A 745-nucleotide genomic window follows, 5' to 3' on the forward strand; every position below is an offset into this window, starting at 1 on the left:
TTTCTGGATTTTACGATACAACTTTTCATACTCATTTGGAGACATATAGTCACAATGACTGTGAATACGTTTTGTATTGTAAAATGCTTCCAGATATTCAAAAACCAATTGATATGCATGATTATAATCTCGGATTTTAAACCGGTTCAGCCATTCACGTTTGATCAATGCATGAAATGATTCGATGCATGCGTTATCCCATGGATGAGCTTTTTTTGAATAACTGCACTGGATACCAGCAGTCGCTTTTTTGTATTCTTTGGATACATATTGACTGCCGCGATCTGAATGCAGAACTAGTGGTTCTTTGATTTTACGTCTTGCTTTTGCTTTATTTATTGTTTCAATCACGCAGGATACTTCCAGTGTTTTAGAAAGTGTCCAGGCAATGATTTTTCTGGAATATAAATCCATAATACTGGTTAGATAAACAAATCCGTCTATCGTCCAGATATATGTGATATCAGAACACCAGACAGCATTTGGGCGTTCCGGGTTAAACTGTTCATCAAGGATATTTTGCAATTCGCTACTGAAGTCAGAATCTTTTGTGGTAATAGTCCATGGTTTTACCCATTGTGCTTTAATTCCCATTTGCCTCATGTATTTTCCAACTGTACGTTCAGAGATTACTTCTCCTGATTTCCTCAGTTCTTTGGTAATCTTTGGGGCACCGTAATTCTGTTTTGATTCATTATAAATATCCTTGATTTTGGCTTTTACCGCTTCACGACGCTGTTCAGCG

Annotated in this window: 1 protein-coding gene; it reads right to left on the bottom strand. The window is 36.9% G+C overall.

The window, feature by feature from the left end; translation table 11 throughout:
• A partial coding sequence (locus tag KTB61_RS12880) for an IS3 family transposase (RefSeq protein WP_216697703.1) occupies positions 1-745 on the bottom strand: 745 nt, incomplete at both ends.

Origin of the sequence: Anaerostipes faecalis (assembly GCF_018982945.1) — a bacterium.
Classification (GTDB): Bacteria; Bacillota; Clostridia; order Lachnospirales; family Lachnospiraceae; genus Anaerostipes; species Anaerostipes faecalis.